Source organism: Desulforadius tongensis, from assembly GCF_016907915.1.
Taxonomy (GTDB): domain Bacteria; phylum Bacillota; class Desulfotomaculia; order Desulfotomaculales; family Desulfohalotomaculaceae; genus Desulforadius; species Desulforadius tongensis.
The window spans coordinates 1-2,122 of sequence record NZ_JAFBCW010000055.1 but is presented as its reverse complement, the minus strand read 5'-3'; the positions used below and the strand labels follow the sequence as shown (position 1 = coordinate 2,122).

General features: G+C 51.0%; 2 tRNA genes and 2 rRNA genes. All 4 read right to left on the bottom strand.

The features are described 5' to 3' along the window. A 23S ribosomal RNA gene (locus tag JOC37_RS13050) occupies positions 1 to 1,683 on the bottom strand; the annotation flags it as partial. 89 nt (positions 1,684 to 1,772) lie between these two features. Then, positions 1,773 to 1,848 (bottom strand) — tRNA-Ala (locus JOC37_RS13045). A gap of 26 nt (positions 1,849 to 1,874) precedes the next feature. After that, positions 1,875 to 1,951, bottom strand: a tRNA-Ile gene (locus JOC37_RS13040). 85 nt (positions 1,952 to 2,036) lie between these two features. Further along, positions 2,037 to 2,122, bottom strand: a 16S ribosomal RNA gene (locus tag JOC37_RS13035); the annotation flags it as partial.

The following is a 2,122-nucleotide window of genomic DNA, read 5'->3' as shown; positions in this document are numbered from 1 at the left end:
CTGCCGCTCCACAGCTCCTTTCGGTACTGCTTCGACGCTGCAGGAACGCTCCCCTACCTCTGAGAAGTGAGATGTGAGATGTTAGATGTGAGAACTACTTCCAAACCTCTATCAACCTATATATTTGTTTTCCTAGCTCATCATATCTTGTTATTATTTCTTCTGCTATTTGATAACCCAAATCTTTTGCAATACTCAACAATACTTGAACCTCATTACATGATCCTAATGAGTTTCTTAAGAAGTGCTTAAACTCTGCCCTAGAGTTTTTACGCCCATATCCTTCCGCTATGTTTGCTGGTATTGATACTGCTGCTCTCCTTAATTGTCGTCCAAGCTCATATTGTTCTGCTTGTGGCAACTTTTGGGTTATTTGGTGTACTTCTAAAGCTAATTGATAGCTTATTTGGTACACCCTGAGGTTTTTGTATGAGTTTACCTTATGCTCTCTCACTTCTAACCTCTCACCTCTCACCTCTCAAACCAAAGCTTCGGTGCATGACTTAGCCCCGTTACATTTTCGGCGCAGGGTCACTTGACCAGTGAGCTATTACGCACTCTTTGAATGGTGGCTGCTTCTAAGCCAACATCCTGGTTGTCTCGGCAACCCCACATCCTTTCCCACTTAGCCATGCTTGGGGACCTTAGCTGTTGGTCTGGGCTCTTTCCCTCTCGACTACGGATCTTAGCACTCGCAGTCTGACTCCCGAGTTTAAGTATCCGGCATTCGCAGTTTGATTGGGTTCGGTAACCGGTGAAGGCCCCTAGCCCATTCAGTGCTCTACCTCCGGTACTCCTCTCTCGAGGCTAGCCCTAAAGCTATTTCGGGGAGAACCAGCTATCTCCGGGTTCGATTGGCATTTCACCCCTACCCACAGCTCATCCGCCGCCTTTTCAACGACGGTCGGTTCGAGCCTCCACTGAATTTTACTTCAGCTTCACTCTGGCCATGGGTAGATCACCCGGTTTCGGGTCTACTCCAACAAACTTACCGCCCTCTTCAGACTCGCTTTCGCTTCGGCTCCGGCCTTTACGCCTTAACCTCGCTTGTTAGAGTAACTCGCCGGTCCGTTCTACAAAAAGTACGCCGTCACGCTTCTACCGCGCTCCGACTGCTTGTAGGCACATGGTTTCAGGTTCTATTTCACTCCCCTCCCGGGGTGCTTTTCACCTTTCCCTCACGGTACTGGTTCACTATCGGTCGCTTTAGGTATTTAGCCTTGGCAGGTGGTCCTGCCGGATTCCCACGGGGTTCCACGTGTCCCGTGGTACTTGGGATCCCTCCAGCTTTAATCTGCCTTTCGCCTACAGGAGTCTTACCTTCTGTGCTCCAGCTTTCCAGCTGTGTTCGGCTAGGCATCTTAAAGCTTCCCTGAGGTCCCGCAACCCCAGCAATGCATGCATCGCTGGTTTAGGCTCCTCCCCTTTCGCTCGCCGCTACTCCGGGAATCGATGTTTCTTTCTTTTCCTCCGGGTACTGAGATGTTTCAGTTCCCCGGGTGCCCCCCGTACAGCTATGTGTTCACTGCACGGTGACAGGAGTTCTCTCCTGCCGGGTTCCCCCATTCGGATATCTGCGGATCTACGCTCGCTTGCAGCTCCCCGCAGCTTTTCGCAGCTTGCCGCGTCCTTCTTCGGCCTAAAGCGCCAAGGCATCCACCATGTGCCCTTCTTATCTTGACCTGGTGAAATCGCAGTGGCCTGCATTTCTTCTCCCACTGTGCAGTTTTCAAAGAACTTTTTCGCCGTTCGTCTTACACGAACTGCGAATGTGGTGGAGACGAGCGGATTCGAACCGCTGACCCCCTGCTTGCAAGGCAGGTGCTCTCCCAGCTGAGCTACGCCCCCGTATTTAAATGTAAAATGCGAGATTTTGGTGGGACTAGGTGGACTCGAACCACCGACCTCACGCTTATCAGGCGTGCGCTCTAACCAGCTGAGCTATAGTCCCTTAATCCCTCAAAACTAAACAGTATTTTGAGATGGATGATCGACCTAGGATTATAATTGAGCTCTACGCTCAATTCACTCCTTAGAAAGGAGGTGATCCAGCCGCACCTTCCGATACGGCTACCTTGTTACGACTTCACCCCAATCATCGACCCCACCTTCGACGGCTGCC